Source organism: Streptomyces sp. NPDC048639 (assembly GCF_043199075.1).
In the GTDB taxonomy this organism is placed as follows: domain Bacteria; phylum Actinomycetota; class Actinomycetes; order Streptomycetales; family Streptomycetaceae; genus Streptomyces.
Genome location: NZ_JBICVP010000012.1, coordinates 60,729 through 82,743 on the forward strand (window position 1 = coordinate 60,729; position 22,015 = coordinate 82,743).

Genomic DNA, 22,015 nt, shown 5'->3' on the forward strand with positions numbered 1-22,015 from the left:
CGGGCGGGAACGTACCTCCCGTACCCCGGGGCCATGCGGCCGCCGCGATCCTGCCCGCCCGGGCCGTGCGACGTCCCAAGGATCCTATGCCCCGGCCTGTTTGCGGTCGTGCCGGCAGGCGTACGTCGTGGCAGGCGGGGCGGACGTCCGGTCGCGCCGCGAGTGGCGGACATGCCGGAGGGCACGCATCCCAGCCCTCCCGAGCTGCTCGTCGGCGGACTTCCGCCACCGGTCGACGGCCGTGGTGCCGATCCTCTTCCAGGTGGCCGGATCCTCCAGCGCCCCGTAGGACGGGTCGCCACCGTGGAAGCCCTCGGACGCCACCTTGTGACTGCCCGTCATGAGTCCGAGCGGGCTGTCGCGTCCTTCCACGCCGCCGTCGTACCGCACCTTGGCGATGTTGTGCAGCCAGACGTTCTGCGTGACTTCCATGAGGAGGTCGTGCAGCCACCTCAGCGGGTTTCCACTGAACTCCTGCCATACGGACCAGGAGTCGTAGAGGACCGCCGCCGCGGCGCGCAGATCGTCGCGGAACCTCCGCAGGTCGTTGCCGTACCGGGAATCGACCACACCCGCCATCGGCAGATCCTCGCTGTACCTCCGGTACGTGCGGTGGAGTCCGTGGACGAGCTCCCGGAACTCGGCCGCCGCATCGCCACGTCGCGCGGCGTCGTCCGTGCCGGGCTCGAACTCCCAGGTGTCCAGGTCCCGGTGGCGCTCACGGAAGAACCGCGCCGCTCTGTCGATGGCATCGGCAGCCTTGGTGAACGAATCGAGGGACACGGCGTCGAGGGGGTCCACCGTGGTGCCGCTCCATGAGAAGCCGCGTGTGTTTCCGGTGCCGAGCAGCCTCTCGAGGGCCTTACCTCCCCCGTGGCTGTACTGGGCCAGGGAGCCGCTGCTCCACGTCGGCCCCGCATCGGGTCGGTCCGGATCCCGCCCTGCCGCGCCGCGGATGTCCGTGCTGCTCCCGACGGAGCCGTCCCGGGGAACCTCGTGCGAATCCGAGGTGCCGAGGAGCGTGATGCGGGCGGTCTTCATCGCGACCTGGGTCCCGGGCGGCACCGACTCGACGGGTCCCTCGCACCCGGAGTAGAACGGGACCACGATCTCCGTGTTCTCGATCCGCGATCCGGAGTTCCGACTCTGCCATGCCTCCAGTTCCTTCGCCGCGTCGAGGACTGCGTTGTGCGGCTCACCGTCGTGATCGGAGATCTCCACCGACATCAGCGGAATGCCCGCGTTGCCGATCAAGGAGTCGAAGACCCTGTCACGGAAGGGCATGTGATAGCCCGTCAGAAGCTTGACGGCGAGGTGCCAGTAGTCGCCGACCGAGTCGGCCAGAGGTGAGGGGCGGGATGCGTTCTCGGTCACGGACAACGGCTCCCCCGGCCGGTGGGCCGACCCTCGCCGAAGGCCGGGCTCGCTCCCGAAAGGGCGAGCAGCGTCTCGATCGTCTCGTCGCGCCCTGGGTCGATCTCTCCTGAGACGCGCTTCCGCTCCTCGCAGACCGTCGCGACCGAGCGGACCGTCGGTACGATCGCCCGGTCGAGCTCCCGACCCGTCCCGTCGGGGCCGCGCGCCATCGATCCGAGAGCGAGGAGCCTGACCCGGCCGTCACTGTCGTCGTGCTCAGCATCGATGACGGCGTCACGGAAGGGGGACCTCGGTGACGGTGCGCGCGGACCGTCCTGGCCGGTCCTGCGGAGTTCCTCCCCGACAGGGACGGCCCATCCGTCGCAGAACCGCTCGATCCCCTCGGGGCCGGCGGCCGGCCCGACCGCCTCCGGGCTCGGGTCCTCCTGGGGCATCAACTGTCCTCTCCTGTGGGCCGATACGCGATCGAGGCCGGGGGCGCCTGGGCGATGCGCGATCCAGGCCGGGCGCCGCCCCTTGTCGGCAGGGGGAGATACACGTGGGACGGAAGTGATCGCGTCTGTCACCGACGCGGGGCCGTCGGTGACAGACGCGAAGCCGCTGACGCGGCGCCGGCTCCGGGGAGTGCCGCCTCGCCGACGCCAGCGGCCGACCTTTACCGATTCCCCCATGGCACCGGTTCCGCTCCACTCCGCCGACTGCGGTGAGTAGGACCGTAGACCCGCCTGTTTGTGTACGAGGCATCCCCGCATGCGGGCTGCTTGCGTTGTCCTTGCCACCGCAGGATCCTTCCGCCCCTGTGCCTCGCGGCTCGTCATCCCTCGTGCCCGCTTCCCCCACATCCACGACCGTTCCCGCCTGTTTCCGAAACGAGGAAAGGCCATGTCGTCGGCCCGGAATCGCCGATGAGCGGAGAATTCCGTGCCCGAATCCCGCGCGACATGGACCGGGTTCCGCCGAATCGGATCACCGCGGCAGGACCGACCCCCTACGAACCCCCGGTCAAATTCCCGCGGAATCGAACCGGTTGAGGATCGACAGCGTCTACGGGTGTGCAGCGCATTCCAGTGTTGCCCCACCGACCGAGGAGAAAAGCGCATGCGTATTCGCCGCTCTCGTCCCGCCCGTATCGTCACCGCGGCCGCCGCCGCGAGCCTTCTGGCCCTCACCACCGCGGCATGCGACGTGGGCGGGGGCTTCAGCACCGAACCCCGCCCGGCCGGTGGCTCGGACCAGGGCTCCGATTCCACCGACAAGGAAAAGGACAAGAAGGGGAGCGAATCCGGAAGGGCGAACGGCGAAGCCAGCGACACCCGGGCCGGCACCGCCAGCGAGAGCGGAGTCGGCAACGATCCCAGCGGGCCCGGCGACAAGCCTTGTGGGAGCCGCGACGTCTCGGTGTCGGCCAAGGAGCGCACGCAGGCCGGCGGATTCGTTCTCATCAGCGTCAAGGCCCGCCCCGGGGTCACCTGTGTGTTGCCCGCGGAACTCCCGGCGATCGGCTTCGACTCGGGCACCCAGGCCGGGCCGGCCGAGCAGAGCGTCGGCGATCCGGTCAGGCTGAGCCACTCCATCACCGCCTACGCGGGACTGAATCCCAAGACCTCCAACGGCGACGGGGGTGCGTCGTTCGACGGCTTCGACGCGTCGTTCGCCAAGGACACGGTGCACCTGACGATTCCCGGCGGGATCACCGTCGACGACCCCATCGTGTCCAACTGGCACAACACCGAATACAGCGCGGTCCCCGGCCGCGGCACGTCCTGAACTCCGCCACGGCCGTGCGGCGGTCACCGGCGTAGCGCGAATGCGCGCCTGTGAAGTACAGGAGTCCCCCCGGCGGCGCGCATGCGGGGTACTCGGTGCCACCGGGATGCCCTGCCGGTCGAATCCGGTCGATCGCGGTCGATCCGGGTCGGCCGCCCCCGGTCAGGGTGAAGGTCCCCGGAACAGGACGCGGCCCGGAACAGGACGCGGACCCCGGGCAGGAACGTAACGCCCGCGCCCGGGGCGGACGCTGCGCGGGACCGCGGCCCGCACCTTCCCGTTTCCGGAACCTGGGTGCCGGAGTCCGGCCCGAGCGCCCATACGGCCGGAGCGCCTCGACCTGCACCGTCGCGCAAACCCCGGGCGGGTGCCCGTCACCCGCCTCCGTGGGCCGTGCCCGTTTCCCCGCAATAGCCTGACCGCGTACACCGCGCATTGTTCCGTGGAACTCAATTTCCGTGCCGGGAACGGAACTTCATTGTGCGCGGAATTGGGGACGGCCGGACCGGCGAATCCTCGACAACACTGACGGGGCATGCCATCATGCGTTCCACGCTCCGCAGAACTCACCTGCGCGTCGGCGATAAGGCGCGACTGACCACCGCAGCCCATCATCCGGGAGAATTCACCACCGGCTCCGCAATGCCCGTGACCGATGCCGCAAGTCCTTCTTGCACCCTGTGAATTCGATGGCCCCCACCGGGACCGGCAATGTCCCGTAACGCACATTGGACGGCACGATGTCTCACCATGACGACCGCTGGAATCGCATGCAGCCGGTATCGACACCGGGCACGACACTCCATCAGATGTCGTTGAACGAAATGCACCACCGGCCCTCGCCGGCGGTGCTGCGGGCCATCGCCGTCACGGCCGGGGAGGCGCAGCGCACCCTTGACGCCCTCGGTTCCGGTCTGTCCCGGGCGATCGCGGGGCATCTTGACGTACCCGCCTCGGACATCCTCGTCGGACCGGGCTCGGCCGCGCTGCTCCAGCAGTTGTTCTCCACTCTGACCGGGCCGGAGACCGACTCCCTGATCGCCTGGCCGTCGTGGGAGGCGTATCCCATGATGGCCGGCGCGGCAGGCTCCCGTACGGTCCGGGTACCGCTGGACCGGCAGGTGCACGACCTCGATGCCATGGCGGACGCGGTCACCGACCGGGTGCGCCTCGTCATCGTGTGCAATCCGAACAATCCCACGGGCACCACTGTCGATCATGCCTCGCTGGAGCGTTTCCTCCGCCGGCTCCCGCCACACGTCACCGTGGTGATCGACGAGGCGTACCGGGACTTCGCCGACGACGACCGCATCGCCGACTCCCTCGCCTTGTACCGGAGCGACGAACGGGTCTGTGTCGTACGGACCTTCTCGAAGTCCTACGGCCTGCTGAGCCTGCGGGTCGGCTACCTGATCGGGCATCGGCGCACCCTCGCGCCGCTTCGCGTCCTCCAGGCGTTCTTCCGGGTCGGCGCCGTCGCCCAGAGCGCCGCGATCGCGGCCCTGGGCGAGTCCGGGGAGGTCCGGGAGCGATGGGCGGCAACCGCCCGGGACCGGGAACAGCTGCGCACCGCTCTGCGGGAGCAGGGCTGGGAGGTGACCCCGAGTCAGGCCAACTTCCTCTGGTTGCCGATGGCATCCGACGTCGAGCGCTTCACCCAGTTCTGTGCCGACAACGGGGTGCTCGTCTGCGGCAAACCGGGCGAAGGAGTGCGGGTGACCGTCGCGGAGCCGGAGGCCAACGCGGCGTTCGCCACCCTGGCCGGCCGCTTCCGGAAAGGCGCACCGGCCCCAGGCGCGCCCGACAGGGACGTGCCGGGCTCCGGTGCCGCCCCCTCCCCCTGAACTCCCCTCCTCCTCCTGCCGGTCCGGGTGTTCCGGGCGCCGGCACGATCCCCCACCGGAAAGGGACTCCATGATCCCGCCGCACCCGGCGACGCACGTGCCCGGGCACCATCTGGCCCCCGCGCGTACGACGCTCGCACTGCTGCAGCGCGAACTGCACACCCGCTGGCAGCCGGATGAGGAGCGGGTGCACCGGATATCCCGCTACGCACTCGTCCCGGCGGGCAAACTGCTGCGCCCGTTGCTCCTCGTGGAATCGGCCGCGGCGCTCGGCAACCCCCGCGAGCCCTTCCTGCCCGCCGCCCTCGGCGTGGAGTATCTGCACGTCGGTTCGCTGGTCCACGACGACGTCATCGACGAGGACGCGCTCCGCCGTGGCCGCCCCTCCGTCGCCGCTCTCCACGGCAGCTCCGACGCCATCGTCACCGGGGACTCCCTGATGATGCGGATGTTCGCGGCCGTCGCCGAGTGCACGGAGTACGGGCTTCCCGCCTCCCGGGTGCTCGACGCAGTACGGATCCTCGCCCAGGCGGGCATGGACCTGTGCAGCGGCCAGGCGATGGAGGGCCGGCTGCGCGGCGACCTCGGATGCGGACTGGACGCCTACTTCTCCATGACCGCGCTGAAGACCGGGGCGCTGTTCCGCGGAGCGTGCCGTGCCGGCCGGGCTCTGGGCGGCGGGTCGCACGAGGACGACTGCACCCTGACGGGATACGCCCACCACCTCGGGCGTGCCTTTCAGATGCACGACGACCTGCTGCCCCACATCAGCGACAGCAGCGCCACCGGCAAGCCGGATCTGAGCGACATGGCCAACAGCCGCCCCACGTTTCCCGTTCTGCTCTGCCACGAGATGAGCGGACCGTCCGGGCGCGCCCGCCTTTCGGCCGCCCTCGCCGGACGCCTGCCGACCGCGGAGGCGCACGAGGTCGTCCGGGAGCTGCTCCACTCGACCGGCGCCCTCGAACTGGCGCGGGAGCGGTCGCGTACGGAGACCGACCTCGCCAAGGAGTATCTGACGCGGCTTCCGGTGACCGAATCCGCCGAGATCCTCGCCTCCGTGGCCGACCTGGCCGTCGACCGGGAGAACTGACCGATGGCCGGGCGCCTCGGCAGGGGCTTATGGGCGCATGTGCAGACCTGGCGCCCCTACACCCTGTGGTATCCGGGTCTGGTGGGCGTTGCGGGAGCCGCACTGGCCGGCGGTTCCCCCTCACCGGGCGCGCTCGGGGTGGCGTGGGCGGCTCCGACACTGGGCTGGCTCGGCGGGCACTATCTCGGTGACTTCTTCGACCGCCGTCTCGACGCCATCGGCAAGCCCCAACGCCCCATCCCTTCGGGCCGCTTGAGCCCTCGGGCCGCCGTGATCTGCGGTACGGGATGTGCGGTCGGCGCCGCTGTCGTCACGGTCCTGGTCTCCTGGCTCGCGCTGGTCCTGGTGGCCGCGGCCATGGCGGGTGTGGTGGCGTACGCCAAGGTGTTCAAGGCCCGCGGGCTGTCCGGCAATGCCGTACGGGGAGCGCTGACGGCGATCACCGTGCTGCACGGCGCGCTCACGGTCACGGGCCAACCCCCCTGGCGCGTACTGCCGTTCGCCCTCGTCTTCGCGGTCCATGACACGGCGTCGAACCTCGTCGGCACCCTGCGCGATGTGGCGGCCGACCGTGCGGGCGGATACCGCACGCTGCCGGTGCTCCGCGGTGTGCGTCCCGCCGCGGTCACAGCGGCCCGGCTGTACGCGGCGGCCCTGGCCCTCGCCTCGGCCTGCGCCTGGCTGGTCCCCGCGAGCCCCGTGGGCTGCCTCGCATTGCTGCTGCTCGCCGGCGGATGCGGCGCCGCCGCGTATCTGCCGCTGCTGCGCCCCGGGCGGGAGATCACGCCGCCCCGGGCCTTGGCGGCGCACGAAGTCCTGGTGTCGGAACGGCTGGTGCTTGCTGCGGCCGTGGTCGCCGGAGGCATCGGCCCGACGGCGGCGCTGTCCCTGCTCCTCCCTCTGCTGGCCGTGACCGTTCTCGCCCAGAGCCGGATGCGCGCCCGGTACGAGCTCGCTCCCTCAGGGGTCCCGGAAACCAGCGAACCGGCGGGCCTCGCCGGGCTCCCCGCCCCGCATCACACGCCGGCCCACGACGGAAATGGGTGAACTCCCTTCCATGGCGACCTCTCCCCTGCCTTCCCGAATCCGTACCGCAGTCACCGCCGGGACGGAGTGGCTGTTCGCCCGCCGCCGCCCGGACGGTGTCTTCGCTCCCGCAGGAGACCGGTTCTCGCCCGGCAACACGGCGGTGGCCCTGATGGCACTGCGGCTGACCGGTGCACGCGACGGGCGTGCCGACGACGTGATGACCCGCGGGGTCACCCGGCTGATGGAGACGCAGCGTGGGGACGGCGGATGGGCCATGGCCGGGGTGCCCACGGAGCTGCTCGCCACAGCGCTCGCGACGGACGTCCTCCAGGTCGTGGGCGGCAGCCGGGCCGCCGGTGCGGTGAAGGCGGGCCGGCGCCGGCTCACGGCACTCGGCGGCGAGGAGGCCCTGCCCGAGCCGGCCATGGTGGGACTCACACGGCAGTTCGCCGTACTCGCCGGCCGGTACCCGTCGCACACCCTGCCCCGTCTGCCGCGGGAACTGCTGCTCCTGCCCGGTTTCTCACGGCGCCTGCTGAGCCTGCGGCTGCCGATCTTCGCGGCCATGACCCTGGGGCAGTCGGCACAGCGTCGACCACGCCCAGGGCTGGGGTGGCTGGACTCCCGTACCCGGTCGACCGCGCTGTCCGTGGTGCGTCATGTGTACGAACACGGCGGCGGCACCGGTGGATTGAGCACCGATCCCTGGCTCACCGGCCTCGTCTGCATCGGCGTGACCCGTTCCGGCCTGGCACCCGAGATCGCCGCGGCCTCCGCGGACTGGCTGCGCTCGGCGGCGTCGGCGGACGGCTCCTGGGACCTGATGCCCCTGGATCTGACGTGGTCCGGCTTCGCCACCGCGGCACTGCTCGAAGCCGGCCGCGGCGCGGATCCCCGCCTCGCGACGACCCGGGCCATGCTCCGCGTCCGTCATCGCACACCGCCGTTCCGCGCACTGGAATGCCCGCCGGGCTACTGGGGCTTCTCCGACGAGCACTCCTGGCCGATGGCGCTGGAGACCGCCGAGATCTCCTCGATCCTGCGGCGGCTTCCAGGAGGCGAGGGCGACAGGCACGCACGGGAGGGCGTGGACTGGCTGACCCGGATGCAGGACTCCCAGGGGTCGTGGAGCCTGGCCGTACGGAACAGCAGACCGGGCGGATTCGGGCCCTGTCCCCAGATGACCGCCAAGGCCGTTCTGGCTCTGCTGGACCACGGAGCCGACGGGAGCGATGCGCGTGTGGAGCGCGCACTGCGATGGCTGACGAAACGCCAGGACCGGGACGGCTCCTTCGAGGCACTGTGGTACCGCGGCGGGACACCCGGCACCGCCACGGTGCTGGAGGCGCTCTGCCGGGCCCGCGGCGCCGGGCACCCCGCGGCCCGGCGGGCCCGCGACTGGCTGATACGCGCCCGGCAGGCCGACGGATCGTGGGGCACCGGACGCGGCCAGGAACCGGGCACGGTCGAGGAGACCGCCTGGGCGCTGCACGCCCTGCTGGCGGCGGGCATTGACCCGGAGGACGACGTGGTCACCACGGCCGCGCAACGGCTGCTGGCGGCACAGATGCCGGACGGCGGCTGGCAGGGCGGCCCGGTGAACGAGTACATCCGCTTCTGCGCCCGCTACACGGACGACGTGATCGCCGCCAGCCTCGCCGTACGCGCCCTGGCGCGGCTGCGCGGACCGGTCCCGGAGGCTGACGGCGCATGAGCGTGCAGGGCGGGACCGGGCAGTGCGCGACCCGGCAGCGCGAAAGCGGGCAGCGCGTCAGCGGACGGTGCCTGAGGGGAACGGACGGAGCGGCGGCATGAGCGGATCGGACACCTCCCGGTACGACGTGGTGGTGTGCGGCGCCGGTGTCGCCGGGCTCGCCACGGCCCGTGCCATGAGTGAACTCGGCCTGCGCGTCCTGGTGGTGGACAAACAGCACCGCCCGAGGCCCGTGGCGAAGGGCGAAGTGCTGCAACCGGGGGCGCTGCGCGTCCTGCGGCGGTGGGGTACGGCCCGTGCCCTGGAGCGGCGGAACGCCGTACGGCTCGGCAGGCTCGTGGTGCGCGGCCCCGCGGGTGAGGCACTGATGGCGCTGGACTACGGCCGGTTGCCGGAGGGGGACCGGTCCCTGGTCGCGCACGACCACCTCACGATCCTCGACGCGCTGAGCGAAGACCTCGGCCCCCGGGTCGAGTTGCGCCGGGGCGTCCTCGTCGAAGAGGCACTGCGCGACAGCGCAGGGCGCGTCATCGGTGTCCTGCTGGCCCAGGAGAACCGCCGCAGTACGGTGCACGCGGACCTCGTGGTCGCGGCGGACGGCATCGCCTCCCGGCTGCGCCGCGCCGCCGGCATCGACGGCCGGCGCCTGGACTATCCGCACCGCCTGCTGTCCTTCGAGATCACGGGCGCGGCGTGGCGACCCGAGGACTTCTCCGCGTATCTCACCGCCCGCGGGCTGCGGTTGGCCTATCCGTTGCCCGGGGGACGCGTACGCCTTTACGCGCAGGTCACCCCGGAAGAGCTGCGCGGGCTCGACAGCGCGCAACTGGCCGCGTGGGCAAGCGAGATGCTCCGTGGGACTCCCGCACTGGAGCCATTGGCGGGACCACTGCGAGAAAGTCTGCCGACGCGTCAAATACTGCCGGTCTTCCGGCTGCTGACGCCGCGTCTGTCCGTCCCCGGTCTGGCGCTCGTCGGCGAGTCCGCCTACGCCGTCCACCCCATGGCGGCCCAGGGCATGAATACCGCCATCACCAGTGCCGACTGCCTGTCGGGCCTGCTGGCGGAGCATCTGGACCGGAGCGGCGCGCTCTCCCCCGGTGTCGTGGACGGCGCACTGCGCGACTACGAGCGGCGGCAGGTTCCGGCCCTCGCCCACACGGCGCGCACCAGCGACAACGCGGCCCGCATGGTCACCGATCTGTCCTGGCGGGGTCGGCTGCTGGGGAGGCGCGCGGTCCGGCACACGGGCGCCAACCCCCGGCTTCTGCGCGCCGTCACGTACAACATGGCCGGTCTCGGTCCGGTCCGGCTCACTCCGCTGGACCGGCTGCACCAGATCGGCCTCCTGCCCGACCCCCGGGCCCACCGCGTACCGGACGCCTGAGCACCGGGTGTCCGCGCCCCGCCATTCGCCATCCTTGAGGAAAGGTGTGCTGTGACCGAACAGCCGCTGCACGTACGCCGGATGTCCGCCGCTCTCGGCGCCGAGATCCACGGGGTCGATCTGACCGAGATGACCGATCCCCTCTTCGAGCAGATCCATGAACTCCTGCTGGAGCACCTGGTGCTGTTCTTCCCGGGGCAGTCCCGGCTCTCCCCGGAGGCGCACATCGCGCTGGGCCGCCGCCTCGGGGAACTGGAGATCCATCCGTTCCTTCCGAAGGCGCAGGGGCACCCGGAGATCGCACTCATCGAGTCCGACAAGGGGGGCAAGGCCGATGAGTGGCACATCGACGTCACCTTCCGGACGAACCCTCCGATCGCATCGATCCTGAAGCTGGTCACCTGCCCGCCGGTCGGGGGCGACACGATGTGGAGCAACCAGTACCTGGCGTACGAGACGCTGTCGGAGCCGTTCCGCGAACTGCTGGAAGGGCTCACCGCCGTCCATACGCTGCGGGCACCGGAGGTCGGCGAGGTGAGCGCGGAGCATCCGGTGGTCCGCGTCCACCCGGAGACCGGAAGGCGGTCCTTGTACGTCACCCGCATGTGGACCTCGCACATTCCGCAGCTCAGCCGGAACGAGAGCGATGCCGTGCTGCAGTACCTCTTCGAGCATGCCGAGTCGCCGCGGTTCCACTGCCGGTACCGCTGGGAGCCCGGCGCCGTCGCCCTGTGGGACAACCGGGCGACCCAGCACCTCGCCATCAACGACTACTCCGGGTACCGGCAGGGCCGGCGCGTCACGGTCCTCGGGGACCACCCGGTCTCGGAGGCGCCGCGCAGGAAGGACTACGAGAGGGCCGGGGACGAGCGCTACTACCCTCGCCGGGTCAACGCGAAGGCGGGCTACTGATCCACCGCACCACCCGCGCGGCATTCCGCGCGGGGCGGGGCGCACCGGGTGGGGCGGGGCGCACCGGGCGGGGCAAGGAGCACCTGGGCGGGGCCGAACTCCCACCCGCGCAGCGCCACTTGATGCACCCTCACGCAACCCCCGGGCGCCGGTGGCCCGGCCGTGCTGCGGGCGCGCCGCCACGCCGACCGGCCACACCCATGCCGATGGCCCGCACCACGCCGACGGTCGCACCACGCCGACCGGCCGCTCGTGCGTGACCGGTCGCATCACGCCGACCGGTCACGCACGAGCGGCCGCCCACAGGTGCGCGCGCCGTGGGCGCCCCCTGCCTCCGCGCGGCCCCGGCGCGGAGGCGCCGGGGGCTACTCCCCCGCCGCGTTCAGGTGCGGCAGGTAGTGGTCGAGGCGCTCCCGCTTGGTCCGCAGATAGCGGATGTTCTCCTCGTGCGGCGGCATGAGCAGGGGGACCTGCTCGGCGACCTTGATGCCGTGCCGCAGCAATGCCTCCCGTTTGCACGGGTTGTTGGACATGAGCCGTACGGAATCCACATCCAGGTCGTGCAGGATGTCCGCCGCCACGCGGTAGTCGCGGGCGTCGACGGGGAAACCGAGGGCGAGGTTGGCCTCGACCGTGTCCAGCCCCTCCGTCTGCAGCTTCATCGCCTGCAGCTTGGCCAACAGCCCGATGCCACGGCCTTCATGGCCCCGGAGGTAGACGAGGACGCCCCTCCCCTCGGCCGCGATGGCGCGCAGCGCCGCCGACAGTTGATCTCCGCAATCGCAATGCATGGACCCGAAGGCGTCCCCGGTCAGGCACTCGGAATGCAAACGGGTCAGCGTGCGCTCTCCGGCGACGTCGCCGCATACCAGCGCCACTTGCTCCTCGCCGCCATCACGGTCCAGGTAGCCGATTGCGCGGAAATCCCCGTGCACGGTGGGCAGTCGGACATTTACCACGCGAACGACACCTGACGGACCAGGGCCTGGGTCGGTCACGACATCCATTGCTGTCATGCGGAGATGCTACCCCTAATGTGGGCCGTGCGGGACCTGTATGAAGAATGAAGTCACAACACTTCAACGAGTCGCGGGGTTCGTCGCGTTCGCCCCTTGGGAGAGATCGCCGATGCCGCGTACTCTGCTCATACGGATGTCCGCTCGGAAGTCCGTATGCGTCCCCGCATTCGAGCCGGATGGCGGCCGCATACACGTATCGAGGAACGAAAGGCCGGAATGGCATGAGCGGTTCGGGAACGCACGGGACGACCTCCGGGGGTCTGTTGCCGCTGACCACGACCGAGGAGGTGAGGGAGCGACGCGCCGCTGTCGCCGTGCTTCCCATCGGCAGCTTCGAACAGCACGGAGCATTCCTCCCGCTGGTCACGGACACGGTCGTGGCGTGCACCATCACCAGGGAGATCGCAGCGGTATATCCGGTTCACCACCTTCCTCCGCTCACGATCTCCTGCTCGCAGGAGCACGCCGACTGGCCGGGCACGGTCTCCCTTTCCGCCGCGACCCTCCACACCGTCGTACGGGATATCGCGGACTCGCTCCGCCGCTCCGGCATCGAGTCCCTGATTCTGGTGAACGGACACGGCGGAAACTACGTACTACGTAACGTAGTTCAGGAATCTGCGGGGTCCGGGATCCGCATGGCGCTATTCCCCGGATCGCCCGACTGGGATGCCGCGCGGTCACGCGCCGGTGTGGAGACGTCGTCGTTCAGCGATATGCACGCGGGAGAACTCGAGACGTCCATCCTTCTGCACGCACATCCCGAACTCGTCCGCCCCGGATATGAAACCTCGGATTGCATCGCCGACGATCGCAGGCATCTGCTCACGCTCGGTATGGCGGCCTATACGGAATCGGGTGTCATCGGCCGTCCTTCGAAGGCGTCGGCGGAAAAGGGAAAGGCACTTCTGGCGAGCCTTGTGGAATCCTTCGGTGAGTACCACTCCCTTCTCTCCCGGCCCGGTGCCGGTTCCGCCGGCCCCGAGCACCCCGAGGTGAACCGATGACCACCGGCAGCGCGCAGCGCCCCGACGATCCGCTGGGGGCGGCCGAGGCCTGGGACCGCCTGCTCGGCATACGGTCCGATGCCCAGGCCGCGTCCGCCGGACTCGTCCGGTCGGCGGACGGCACCTGGCGATGGGAGCGGAACGCCTCGCCCGAAGCGGCCGAGCTGGCCGACCGCTATGTGCCACTGTGCCTGGCCGGCCCGCGACTGGCCTTCGCCCAACTCGGCCAGAGCCTCGACGGTTTCATCGCCACCCGCACCGGCGACGCTGACTTCGTCACCGGCGAGGAGGACCGCTGCCACCTGCACCGTCTGCGCGCCCTCGTCGACGCGGTCGTCGTCGGTGCCGGCACGGCCGTCGCCGACGACCCCCGGCTCACCGTGCGCGCCTGCGCGGGCACCCATCCGGTCCGCGTCGTCCTCGACCCGCACCGCCGCGTACCCCTGGATCGCCAGGTGTTCACCGACGGGGCCGCGCCGACGCTCTGGGTGGTGGGACCGGACCACAGCGGCCCAGCGCACGGCGGTCCGGAGGACGGCAGTCAGGACCAGGACGGAAAGCGGGACGTTCCGGACGGCGTCCACGTCCTCACCCTGCCGGACCGTGCTGCGTTCGCACCCCGGCGCCTGGTGGACACGCTCGCCCGGCGCGGCCTCGGCCGGCTGCTGGTCGAGGGCGGCGGCGTCACTGTCTCGCGTTTCCTCCATGAACAGGCCCTCCACCGTCTCTACGTCACTGTCGCCCCGGTCCTCATCGGCGACGGCGTCCCCGGGCTCCGCTTCGACGGCACCCCGGTGATGCGCGACGCCCTACGCCCCGCGGTGCGCCGCTCCGCTCTCGGCGAGGACACGCTCTTCGAACTCGAACTCCGGCCGCTGGGTACGGAGTCCGGCGAGCCATCGGCCGGCGAGCACGCCGGCACCGGGAAGGCTCGCGACGAAGGTGAGCACGCCGTACACCACGGCGACCGTCAGCCCCTGGGTCGCGCCTAGGCCCGCCGCACCGAAGGCCCACGCCGTGACGCCTTCCCGCGGCCCCCAGCCCCCGACGTTCAGCGGCAGGGCCATGGCGAGCAGCGCCAGCACCATCAGGGGCAGCAACTCGGCCGCGGGCGCGGCGGATCCGGCGACCCGGGCGGCGAGCAGGAACGTCGCCAGATGCCCGGCGAGAACCGCCGCCGACGAGACCGCCACTCCGGGCAGGCTCTCGCGGCCGAACAGCCCCTGGCGCGCCTCCGCCACCGCGGAGCCGACCGCGCGGCGGACACGCGACATCCCGGGCACCAGCCGGAGCCCCACGGCTGCCGCGACCACGATCGCGGCAGCCGCCGCGAACGCCAGGGCCGCGACGGGGGCCACCACGGCCCGCACATCCTGAAGGGCCGGGGACGGAGAGGCGAAGAGCACCGCGGCACCGACGCCGATGAGCACGACCTGGCCCGCGGTCCGTTCCAGCACCACCGCCCGTACGCCCCGGCCGACGTCACCGGCGTCCTGTCCGTGCCGTACGGCGCGGTGCACATCGCCGAGGATGCCGCCGGGCAGCGCCGCGTTCAGGAACAGCGAACGGTAGTAGTCGGCCACGGCCTGACCGAGCGGGAGCCGCATCCCCATGGCCCGGGCGACCAGGCACCAGCGCCAGGCGCTGAACAGCGTGGTGATCAGGCCGAGCGCGAGCGCGGCCAGCAGCGCGGCGGTGTCGATCCTGCGCAGCCCGTCAACGAACGCGTCGCTGCCCAGCCGCCACAGCAGGACGACGAGGATCCCCACGCCGACGAGGTTCCGGATCCTCGGCCAGGCCGCACGCATCACCGCGCCTCCCCGGACGTCCGGCGGGGCAGGGCGAGAAGATCGCTGTGGTGCACCACCACCCGCAGCCCGCCCGCTTCGCACGCCGCCAGGCGGCGCTGCAGATACGCGACGGCGGACGCGTCGAGGTCCGGCCGCTCTTCGCAGGCCGCACCCACCCAGCCCCGGAGCCACTCGGCCGCCAGCGCGGACTGATCGGCGCCCAGGTGCCAGGGGCTGCTGTGCACGCGTACGTCCATGCCGTGCCGCGTGAAGGCTTCGGAGGCCGTGGCGACGGCGTCGGGGCCGAGCAGGCGGCGGGTGTCGTCGCTGCGCCGCTGATGGGCGTTGAACGCCTCGCCGATCTCGGCGTCGAGCGGGTCGGCCGGCGTCAGCTCGACGCGTCCGACCACGGAGAGCGCGAGCAGCGCCGGGCAGCCGGCACCGGCGCAGGCCGCGACGAGGCCGTCCACCTCGTCCGTGGTGAGCACGTCCAGCAGGGCCGACGCCGTCACCAGCGCGGTGCCGGAGAGGTCGTCCGCGGACAGCCGGGCGAGGTCGCCCTGGCGTGTGGTGACCGTGACGCGACTGCCGTCGGCGGACGCGCCGGGCATCCGTGCCACCGCGTGCTCCAGCAGACCGGGGTCGCGGTCGTGCAGCACCCATCGCTGGGGGCCGGGCAGCCGGGGGGCGAGCCAGCGTCCCATCGAGCCGGTGCCGCAGCCCAGATCGCGGATCACCAGGCCGGCGCCCGGCTCCCACCGCGGCAGGCCCGACAGATGGCGGCGCAGCGGGACGAGGAGCCCGCTCGCGCGGGCGGCGGCGTCCGCGCTCTCCCGCAGTTCGAGCCACTCGGGGGCGTACGGCGGTACTTCGGTCCTGGTCATGCGGACCTCCGGGATGCTTGCGGAAGCCGCTCCAGCACGGCGGCGAGATTGCGCGACGTCATGTCCCACCCTTCCAGAACGGCCCGCCTCCGGCGCGCGGAGACCTTCAACTGCCTGCGCAGATCGGGCTCGTCGAACCAGCGCCGCAACCCGCTGCCGAGGCCCTGCAGATCACCCGGGGGTACGAGGAGGCCCGGCACGTTTCCGTCCGGCGCGCGCCCGACGGCCTCCGGGAGGCCGTCCACGGCGGTGGCCAGGACGGGGATGCCGCGTGCGAGCGCCTCGGTGACGACCATGCCGTACGTCTCGGCGTACGAGGTGAGCACCAGGAGGTCGGCCGCGGCGTAGCTCGCTTCCAGTTCCTCGCCGTGCTGCGGGCCGATGAGACGCACCCGGTCCCCGAGCCCGAACTCCGCGATCAGGGCGCGCAGCCGGACGACGTACGCGGGGTCCTGGCCCAGTCCGCCGACGCAGACGCAGGACCACGGCAGGTCGGCGACCGTCGCCAGCGCGCCGACCAGCCGGTGCTGTCCCTTGCGCGGCGTGACCGACGCGACGCACAGCAGCCGCGACGCGCCGTCGGTGCCGGGTGCCTGGGGCGCGGGGTCCGCGCCTGGGGCGGCGACATGGACCCGGTCCGGGGCGAGCCCGTGGTGCGCCACGAGCCGGCGGGCCGCCCAGGTGCTGGTCGCCACGACGGACGACACGGCGCGCAGGGTCCTGCGTTCGCGGGCGTCGAGGTCCGCGGCGGTCGCGGGGGCCAGTCCGGTTTCGTCGCCGAGCGGCAGGTGCAGGAGCACCACCAGGTGCAGCCGGGCGGCTTCGGGGACGACGATGTCGGGCACGGCGCAGGCCACGAGCCCGTCCAGCAGGACGACGCTGCCGTCCGCCAGCCCGCCGAGGATCCCGGCCAGTTTCGCGCGGGCAGCCGCCCCCGGCTCCGGCCACGCGCCCGGCACGGGGTGCTCGTGAACGCGCCAGCCGGCGCGGGGCAGTTCCTGGCACACCCGGCGGTCGTAGGTGTTGCCGCCGCTGGGGGCGGCAAGATCGTCGACGTCACCGGGCAGGACGAAGTGCACCGTGGGCACGGCCGTCGGGGTGGCGTCGGCGGGGTTCACAGCGAGCGCTCGTAACTCGCCCAGGCGATGTGGGACTCGTGGAGGGTGACCTGGAGGCCGTCCAGACCGCGGGCCCCTTCGCCGAGCCCGCCGGCGTGGATGCGGTCGGCGATCCGATCGGCGACGACCTTGGCCAGGAACTCCGTGGAGGTGTTGATGCCCGCGAAGTCCGGTTCGTCGTCCAGATTGCGGTAGTTGAGGTCGGCGGTGATCCGGCCCAGCTCCTGGGAGGCCAGCCCGATGTCGACGACGATGTTGTCCTCGTCCAGCTCGGTCCGTCGGAATGTGGCGTCCACGAGGAACGTCGCGCCGTGCAGGCGCTGCGCGGGCCCGAAGACCTCGCCGCGGAAGCTGTGGGCGACCATGATGTGATCGCGGACGGTGACGCTGAACAACGGATGACCCTCCAGGTCGTGCGGAGAAACGCCCCGGCCGGGGCGTACGGGTTCGGGCCGGCCCATGTCCGGTCCGTGCTCGCTTCTCGTGCCCATGGGTACGGGCCGGAGCGGAGATCTGCTCAGCCGGATTCCGGGCCGGTTTCGTACCGGACGCGGTGGCACAGCGCGGGGAGGTCGCCGGAGGCCAGACGCGGCATCACCTGCGGGAGCTCCTCGAAAGCGGATTCCCCGGTGATCAGTGCGTCGAAGGCGGGATGGCCGGCGAGCAGGTCGAGGGAGAGCGCGAGCCGGTCGGCGTAGGTGCGCCGGGACGCGCGGGCCGGGGAGACCGTGCCGACCTGGCTGCTGCGCACGACGAGGCGGCGGGAGTGGAAGGCCTCGCCCAGCGGGAGACTGACCCGCCGGTCCCCGTACCAGCTCAGTTCGAGGACCATGCCTTCCGGGTCGAGGAGTTCCAGGGAGCGGGCGAGTCCGGCCTCGGTCGCACTGGCGTGGACGACGAGGTCGCATCCGCCCGTCGCTTCCCCGGGCAGTGCGAAGTCGACGCCCAACGCCTCGGCCAGCTCGGCACGGGCGGGGTTGGCGTCGACCAGCTGGACCCGGACGGCGGGGAAGCGGGCCAGCAGCGCGGCGACGCTCGCGCCGATCATGCCGGCCCCGATCACGGCGACCCGGTCGCCGATCATGGGTGCCGCGTCCCAGAGGGCGTTCACCGCGGTCTCCACCGTCCCCGCCAGCACCGCGCGCTCGGCGGGGAGGGTGTCCGGCAGCGGGGTCACCGCACTGGCGGGTACGACGTAGCGGCTCTGATGCGGGTAGAGGCAGAAGACCGTACGGCCGAGGAGCGGCTCCGGCCCTTCCTCGACGACTCCGACGCTGAGGTACCCGTACTTGACGGGGGCGGGGAAGTCGCCGTCCTGGAAGGGGGCCCGCATGGTGCCGTACTGGCTCTCGGGCACACCACCGCGGAAGACCAGCGTCTCCGTCCCGCGGCTCACTCCGGAGAACAGCGCACGCACGACGACGTCGTCCGCACCGGGTTCGGGAAGATCGACGGCCCGGATCTCGCCGTCCCCGGGAGAGCGGAGCCAGAAGGCGCGGGCGGCGCGATCCATCAGCAGCCTCCTTGAACGCTGGAGCGACGGCTCCCGTTGTTAGTAGTCACGAAGTCCGCAGGAACGGTACGCGGCACTGATCGACTTGTCACACAGCTCGGGGAGGCGCAATGGCCGTTTACGGCGGGTACGAAACCCGGCCGTTCCGGCAGGAAACAACCGCGGGAATGGGCGCGCAGCTCCTGCTCCTGGCCCTGCTCTGGCTGGCGGTCGGCCTGGGGCCTGTGGGGTGGCTGACCGGCTCGGTCTTCGCGGTCGCCATGTGGGCGGTACTCACGCTCGCCCTGCGTCGTTCGGGAACCCGGTCCTTCGGGCCGGCCAACTCCGTCACGCTGGCCCGCGCGACTCTCGCGGGCGGCGTGACCGCGCTGGTCGCCGACTCCCTCGGGGGGCGGCCGCCGGTCACGGTCCTGGTGGCGCTCGCCACGGCGGCCCTGATCCTCGACGCGGTCGACGGGCAGGTGGCCCGGCGCACCGGGACATCGTCACGGCTCGGGGCGCGCTTCGACATGGAGGTCGACGCCTTTCTCATCCTCGTGCTCAGCCTCTATGTCTCCTTCTCGCTGGGCCCGTGGGTGCTGGCGATCGGCATGATGCGGTACGTATTCGTCGCGGCGGCCTGGGTGCTGCCGTGGATGCACGGGGCGCTGCCGCCGAGCACGGCGCGGAAGACGGTGGCCGCGCTTCAGGGCATCGTCCTGGTCGCGGCGGGCAGCGAACTCCTGCCGTACGCCGCGACGTTCGGGATCGTGTCGCTCGCCCTGGCCCTGCTCGTCTGGTCCTTCGGACGCGACATCATCTGGCTGTGGAGGACGAGGGACGTGCAGACGGTGGCACTGACCATGGTCGGGGGCGAGAAGCGGGAGACCGTCACGGTGGGGCGCAGCGCCGCCTGATGACGGTCCGTCGGCTCTGATGCAACCGGCCGTGAGCCGGAGTCATCACCCGGCGGCGTATGGCAAATCCCGCATCGCACGCACACGGAAGACGTAACGCGCGCGCTGTAGACGTTCCGGCGAAGAGGCATCCCCGGTGTTCCGCCGGGGATGCCTCTTCGTGTGCGCGGGGCGCCCCGGCACCGTGCCCGACCTCGTACGACCGCCTTGCCCGACCTCGTACGACCGCCTTCTCCCCGGCCCCGAACACCCCGCCCGTCTCACCCTGTGAGCAGCTTCAGGTGGGCTTCAGGTGCGCTTTGGCACGGTGATCGACATCGGCCTGAAGGAGCACTCCAACGGAGCACTCCTCCGGCCCGGTTGCCACTGTCACCGACACAAGGGGAGACCGACGTGCAAGCACTGATCGACCACGCCAGGAGCTTCGCAAGCCGCGGCGAGGAGTTGAGCCATCTGGAGGCCGGGCAGTCGCCGGGCACGCTGTTCATGAGCTGCTCCGACTCCCGGGTCGTCCCCGCGCTCATCACCGGTGCCGGGCCGGGCGAGTTGTTCGAGCTGCGTACGGCGGGTGGCGTCATCCCCCGCTACTCCGCCGAACGTCCGTCGGGTGAGGCGGCCACCATCGAGTACGCGGTCGAGGTGCTCGGCGTCTCCGACATCGTGGTGTGCGGCCACTCGGGCTGCGGCGCGGTGACCGCCCTGGTCACCGGCGCGGATCTGGAAGGCGTACCGGCGGTGCGGGGCTGGCTCGACCGTGAGCCGACCGTGACCGCCGCGCCGCAGGTCCCCGGATCCGCCGAGCCCGACATCGCCAGGGCGGTGCAGGAGCACATCCTGATCCAGCTCGAGACGCTGCGCGCCTACCCCTGCGTGTCCGCCCGGCTCGCCGACGGCCGGCTGCGCCTGCACGCCTGGTTCTACGAGGTCCACACCGGCCGTGTCAGCACCCACCGCGGCGGCAGCGAGGAATTCCTGCCCCTGTGAGCCCTGGTGCGCACGCCGCGCCCGACCCGTCATCGCTCGATGACGCAGATGACAGAACCGAGAGGTCCTTGATGCTTCCCCCCTCCTTTGGACGCGATCTCAGCGCGTCAGTCGTCGTGTTCCTCGTCGCCCTGCCCCTCTGCGTGGGTGTGGCCGTCGCTTCCGGTGTCCCGGCCGAGACCGGACTGATCACCGGGATCGTCGGCGGCATCGTCGTCGGCCTGCTGCCCGGCAGCAGTATGCAGGTCAGCGGTCCTGCCGCCGGTCTCACCGTGCTGGTCGCCGAGGCGGTCCGCGAGTTCGGTCTCGGTGCGCTCGGCGTCATCGTTCTGGCTTCCGGACTCGTCCAACTGCTGCTCGGATTCCTGGGCTTGGGCCGCTGGTTCCGTGCGGTCTCGGTCTCCGTGGTCGAAGGCATGCTCGCCGGCGTGGGCCTGGTGATCATCGCCGGGCAGCTCTACGCCATGGCGGATCAGTCGTCCCCCTCCAGCGGGCTCGGCAAGATAGCCGGACTGCCCGGCCTGGTCTCCACCGTCTTCGGCTCGCCCCACGCCCTGGCCGCCCTCGGCGTCGGCGCGGGAACCGTCCTGGTGATGCTCCTGTGGCAGCGGATGCCGCAGCGGGTCCGCATGGTCCCCGGCGCGCTGGTCGCCGTGGTGCTGTCCGCCGGCGTCACGTGGCTGTTCGACCTTCCCCTGAAGAAGGTCGAGGTGCAGGGCCTGCTGGAGTCGGTCGACCTTCCCGGTGGCGGCGACTTCGGCGCCCTCGCCCAGGTCGGTGTCATCGGAACCGTCGTCGCCTTCACCCTCATCGCCTCGGCCGAGAGCCTCTTCAGCGCCGCCGCCGTGGACCGGCTGCACAACGGGCCGCGTACGGACTACAACAAGGAGCTGATGGCCCAGGGCGCGGGGAACACCGTGTGCGGTCTGCTCGGCGCCCTGCCGATGACGGCTGTCATCGTCCGCAGCGCGACCAATGTCAACGCCGGTGCGAGGACCAAGGTTTCGCGTGTCCTGCACGGTGTCTGGCTGCTGCTGTTCGCCGTCTTCCTCCCCGCCGTCCTCGGCATCATCCCGCTCGCCGCGTTCGCCGGAGTGCTCGTCCACGCGGGCTGGAAGCTGCTGCCGACGGACCGCCTCGTCCCCATGTGGCGTGAGCACCGGACGGAGGCCATGATCATGGTGGCCACGGCGATCGCGATCGTGACGGTCAACATGTTCGAGGGCGTCCTCATCGGGCTGGGCCTCTCCATCGTCAAGCTCGCCTGGGACACCTCCCACGTCCGCGTCCGGACCGCCGACACGGGCAGCGGGACGGTCCGCGTCTCCCTCACCGGCAACGCCACGTTCCTGCGCCTGCCCGTCATCCTCGACTCCCTGGAGGCCCTGCCCGCCGACCGCCCGGTCGAGCTGGACCTCTCCGGGCTGCGCCACCGCGACCTGGCGTCCACCACCGCGCTGAACACCTGGGTGGAGCGGCACAACGACGCCGGGTCCCGGGTGCGTGTCACGGAGAAGGAGGAGACGAAGGAGCCCGTGGGCGCCTCGCTCTGAGACGGCCGGCCCCGGACGGAGCGTTCCTGCTCCCTCCGCAGGTGCCCCGTCCAGCGCACCGAGCCCGCCGGCCCCCGCACCTCGTACGGCACGAGGCAGCGGGGGCCGGCGGGCTTTTGCGTACGTGC

The 22,015-nt window shown here is 71.6% G+C and carries 19 protein-coding genes and 1 pseudogene; 12 read left to right on the forward strand and 8 right to left on the reverse strand.

The features are described from left to right. Nucleotides 1-84 precede the first annotated feature (84 nt). Together ACGFNH_RS28640 and ACGFNH_RS28645 are read right to left on the reverse strand one after the other, a co-directional pair. The gene (locus ACGFNH_RS28640) at nt 85-1,374 is read right to left on the reverse strand and encodes an AAWKG family protein (RefSeq protein WP_393658594.1); all 1,290 of its coding nucleotides are present in this window, start codon (nt 1,372-1,374) and stop codon (nt 85-87) included. Further along, entirely contained in the window at nt 1,371-1,811 is a 441-nt protein-coding gene (locus ACGFNH_RS28645) for a hypothetical protein (protein ID WP_393658596.1), read from the reverse strand. Before ACGFNH_RS28645 ends, ACGFNH_RS28640 begins: the two co-directional genes overlap by 4 nt. Nucleotides 1,812-2,475: 664 nt before the next feature. On the opposite strand from ACGFNH_RS28645, the gene ACGFNH_RS28650 reads away from it, so the two are divergent. The 7 genes from ACGFNH_RS28650 (at nt 2,476) to ACGFNH_RS28680 (ending at nt 11,123) form a co-directional block, all read left to right on the forward strand. Then, nucleotides 2,476-3,144 carry a hypothetical protein gene (locus ACGFNH_RS28650; protein ID WP_393658598.1) on the forward strand — a complete coding sequence of 223 codons (669 nt, stop codon included), beginning with the start codon at nt 2,476-2,478 and terminating at the stop codon, nt 3,142-3,144. 809 nt (nt 3,145-3,953) lie between these two features. Then, complete coding sequence (locus ACGFNH_RS28655) at nt 3,954-4,988, forward strand: aminotransferase class I/II-fold pyridoxal phosphate-dependent enzyme (protein WP_393658600.1); 1,035 nt, start codon at nt 3,954-3,956, stop codon at nt 4,986-4,988. A gap of 70 nt (nt 4,989-5,058) precedes the next feature. Then, a complete protein-coding gene (locus ACGFNH_RS28660; protein ID WP_393658602.1) occupies nt 5,059-6,081 on the forward strand; it encodes a polyprenyl synthetase family protein in 1,023 nt (340 codons plus the stop codon). A gap of 3 nt (nt 6,082-6,084) precedes the next feature. Continuing rightward, the gene (locus ACGFNH_RS28665; protein WP_393658604.1) at nt 6,085-7,128 is read left to right on the forward strand and encodes a UbiA family prenyltransferase; all 1,044 of its coding nucleotides are present in this window, start codon (nt 6,085-6,087) and stop codon (nt 7,126-7,128) included. Nucleotides 7,129-7,138: 10 nt separating this feature from the next. Next, nucleotides 7,139-8,824: a prenyltransferase/squalene oxidase repeat-containing protein gene (locus tag ACGFNH_RS28670; RefSeq protein WP_393658606.1), complete on the forward strand. Its 1,686-nt coding sequence runs from the start codon at nt 7,139-7,141 to the stop codon at nt 8,822-8,824. A 97-nt stretch (nt 8,825-8,921) separates the two neighbouring features. Then, nucleotides 8,922-10,211 carry an FAD-dependent oxidoreductase gene (locus tag ACGFNH_RS28675; protein WP_393658608.1) on the forward strand — a complete coding sequence of 430 codons (1,290 nt, stop codon included), beginning with the start codon at nt 8,922-8,924 and terminating at the stop codon, nt 10,209-10,211. A gap of 51 nt (nt 10,212-10,262) precedes the next feature. Continuing rightward, entirely contained in the window at nt 10,263-11,123 is an 861-nt protein-coding gene (locus tag ACGFNH_RS28680; RefSeq protein ID WP_393658610.1) for a TauD/TfdA dioxygenase family protein, read from the forward strand. 365 nt (nt 11,124-11,488) lie between these two features. Here ACGFNH_RS28680 and ribA read toward each other — a convergent pair whose 3' ends face one another. Further along, nucleotides 11,489-12,139 (reverse strand): GTP cyclohydrolase II, encoded by a 651-nt coding sequence (gene ribA, locus ACGFNH_RS28685; RefSeq protein WP_393658612.1) that lies wholly within the window; start codon nt 12,137-12,139, stop codon nt 11,489-11,491. 224 nt (nt 12,140-12,363) lie between these two features. Here ribA and ACGFNH_RS28690 point away from each other — a divergent pair, with 224 nt between their 5' ends. Both ACGFNH_RS28690 and ACGFNH_RS28695 read left to right on the forward strand, forming a co-directional pair. Beyond that, nucleotides 12,364-13,149 (forward strand): creatininase family protein, encoded by a 786-nt coding sequence (locus ACGFNH_RS28690; protein WP_393658614.1) that lies wholly within the window; start codon nt 12,364-12,366, stop codon nt 13,147-13,149. Then, nucleotides 13,146-13,859: pseudogene (locus tag ACGFNH_RS28695) on the forward strand (RibD family protein); the annotation flags it as partial. The gene ACGFNH_RS28690 and the pseudogene ACGFNH_RS28695, both read left to right, overlap by 4 nt. Nucleotides 13,860-13,958: 99 nt before the next feature. Here ACGFNH_RS28695 and ACGFNH_RS28700 read toward each other — a convergent pair. The 5 genes from ACGFNH_RS28700 to ACGFNH_RS28720 form a co-directional block, all read right to left on the reverse strand. Next, the gene (locus ACGFNH_RS28700; RefSeq protein WP_393658616.1) at nt 13,959-14,957 is read right to left on the reverse strand and encodes a lysylphosphatidylglycerol synthase transmembrane domain-containing protein; all 999 of its coding nucleotides are present in this window, start codon (nt 14,955-14,957) and stop codon (nt 13,959-13,961) included. After that, nucleotides 14,957-15,823 carry a methyltransferase domain-containing protein gene (locus tag ACGFNH_RS28705; RefSeq protein ID WP_393658618.1) on the reverse strand — a complete coding sequence of 289 codons (867 nt, stop codon included), beginning with the start codon at nt 15,821-15,823 and terminating at the stop codon, nt 14,957-14,959. The genes ACGFNH_RS28700 and ACGFNH_RS28705 overlap by 1 nt, the downstream gene beginning before the upstream one ends. Continuing rightward, entirely contained in the window at nt 15,820-16,941 is a 1,122-nt protein-coding gene (locus ACGFNH_RS28710; RefSeq protein ID WP_393658620.1) for a glycosyltransferase family 4 protein, read from the reverse strand. Before ACGFNH_RS28710 ends, ACGFNH_RS28705 begins: the two co-directional genes overlap by 4 nt. Further along, nucleotides 16,938-17,336, reverse strand: coding sequence for a 6-pyruvoyl tetrahydropterin synthase family protein (locus ACGFNH_RS28715; RefSeq protein ID WP_393658862.1), 399 nt, complete (start codon nt 17,334-17,336; stop codon nt 16,938-16,940). Before ACGFNH_RS28715 ends, ACGFNH_RS28710 begins: the two co-directional genes overlap by 4 nt. Before the next feature lie 122 nt (nt 17,337-17,458). Further along, nucleotides 17,459-18,454 (reverse strand): zinc-binding alcohol dehydrogenase, encoded by a 996-nt coding sequence (locus ACGFNH_RS28720; RefSeq protein WP_393658622.1) that lies wholly within the window; start codon nt 18,452-18,454, stop codon nt 17,459-17,461. A gap of 110 nt (nt 18,455-18,564) precedes the next feature. On the opposite strand from ACGFNH_RS28720, the gene ACGFNH_RS28725 reads away from it, so the two are divergent. The 3 genes from ACGFNH_RS28725 to ACGFNH_RS28735 all read left to right on the forward strand — a co-directional run bounded on the left by ACGFNH_RS28725 (nt 18,565) and on the right by ACGFNH_RS28735 (nt 21,887). Continuing rightward, on the forward strand, nt 18,565-19,350 hold the full coding sequence (locus ACGFNH_RS28725) for a CDP-alcohol phosphatidyltransferase family protein (protein WP_393658624.1): 786 nt from the start codon (nt 18,565-18,567) through the stop codon (nt 19,348-19,350). A 393-nt stretch (nt 19,351-19,743) separates the two neighbouring features. After that, nucleotides 19,744-20,334 (forward strand): carbonic anhydrase, encoded by a 591-nt coding sequence (locus tag ACGFNH_RS28730; protein WP_393658626.1) that lies wholly within the window; start codon nt 19,744-19,746, stop codon nt 20,332-20,334. 71 nt (nt 20,335-20,405) lie between these two features. Then, nucleotides 20,406-21,887, forward strand: a complete 1,482-nt coding sequence (locus tag ACGFNH_RS28735; protein WP_393658628.1) for a SulP family inorganic anion transporter — start codon at nt 20,406-20,408, stop codon at nt 21,885-21,887. The last annotated feature ends 128 nt before the right edge of the window (nt 21,888-22,015 follow it).

Bases quoted from the DNA above. Each gene is read 5' to 3' on its own strand.
- ACGFNH_RS28735 (WP_393658628.1), top strand. From the start codon at position 20,406: ATGCTTCCCCCCTCCTTTGGACGCGATCTCAGCGCGTCAGTCGTCGTG.
- ACGFNH_RS28700 (WP_393658616.1), bottom strand. From the start codon at position 14,957: ATGCGTGCGGCCTGGCCGAGGATCCGGAACCTCGTCGGCGTGGGGATC.
- ACGFNH_RS28690 (WP_393658614.1), top strand. From the start codon at position 12,364: ATGAGCGGTTCGGGAACGCACGGGACGACCTCCGGGGGTCTGTTGCCG.
- ribA (WP_393658612.1), bottom strand. From the start codon at position 12,139: ATGACAGCAATGGATGTCGTGACCGACCCAGGCCCTGGTCCGTCAGGT.
- ACGFNH_RS28670 (WP_393658606.1), top strand. From the start codon at position 7,139: ATGGCGACCTCTCCCCTGCCTTCCCGAATCCGTACCGCAGTCACCGCC.
- ACGFNH_RS28720 (WP_393658622.1), bottom strand. From the start codon at position 18,454: ATGGATCGCGCCGCCCGCGCCTTCTGGCTCCGCTCTCCCGGGGACGGC.
- ACGFNH_RS28650 (WP_393658598.1), top strand. From the start codon at position 2,476: ATGCGTATTCGCCGCTCTCGTCCCGCCCGTATCGTCACCGCGGCCGCC.
- ACGFNH_RS28660 (WP_393658602.1), top strand. From the start codon at position 5,059: ATGATCCCGCCGCACCCGGCGACGCACGTGCCCGGGCACCATCTGGCC.
- ACGFNH_RS28645 (WP_393658596.1), bottom strand. From the start codon at position 1,811: ATGCCCCAGGAGGACCCGAGCCCGGAGGCGGTCGGGCCGGCCGCCGGC.
- ACGFNH_RS28665 (WP_393658604.1), top strand. From the start codon at position 6,085: ATGGCCGGGCGCCTCGGCAGGGGCTTATGGGCGCATGTGCAGACCTGG.
- ACGFNH_RS28655 (WP_393658600.1), top strand. From the start codon at position 3,954: ATGTCGTTGAACGAAATGCACCACCGGCCCTCGCCGGCGGTGCTGCGG.
- ACGFNH_RS28675 (WP_393658608.1), top strand. From the start codon at position 8,922: ATGAGCGGATCGGACACCTCCCGGTACGACGTGGTGGTGTGCGGCGCC.
- ACGFNH_RS28705 (WP_393658618.1), bottom strand. From the start codon at position 15,823: ATGACCAGGACCGAAGTACCGCCGTACGCCCCCGAGTGGCTCGAACTG.
- ACGFNH_RS28725 (WP_393658624.1), top strand. From the start codon at position 18,565: ATGGCCGTTTACGGCGGGTACGAAACCCGGCCGTTCCGGCAGGAAACA.